The organism is Pseudomonas sp. HY7a-MNA-CIBAN-0227 (genome assembly GCF_040310325.1).
GTDB lineage: Bacteria > Pseudomonadota > Gammaproteobacteria > Pseudomonadales > Pseudomonadaceae > Aquipseudomonas.
This window is the reverse complement of sequence record NZ_JBEOPT010000107.1, coordinates 1-278: the sequence shown is the minus strand read 5'-3', so window position 1 is coordinate 278 and position 278 is coordinate 1. Positions and strand designations below refer to the sequence as shown.

At 56.8% G+C, this 278-nt stretch carries 1 protein-coding gene; it reads left to right on the top strand.

Going from position 1 to position 278, the window contains the following annotated elements; translation table 11 throughout:
- The coding region (locus tag AAEZ06_RS27175) for a M24 family metallopeptidase (protein WP_350617185.1) at positions 1-278 on the top strand (278 nt) is incomplete at both ends.

Sequence of the window (278 nt, the reverse complement as noted above, 5' to 3'; positions counted from 1 at the left end):
CCGAAGAGCTGGACCGCATCTGTCATGACTATATTGTCAATGTGCAACAGGCCATCCCCGCGCCGCTCAACTATAAAGGCTTCCCCAAGTCGATCTGCACCTCGATCAACCACGTGGTCTGCCACGGTATTCCGGGTGACAAGGCCCTGAAGGAAGGCGACACCCTGAACATCGACGTGACCGTCATCAAAGATGGCTATCACGGTGACACCAGCCGCATGTTCCATGTTGGCAAAGTGCCGGTCTGGGCTGAGCGCCTGTCGCAAGTGACCCAGGAA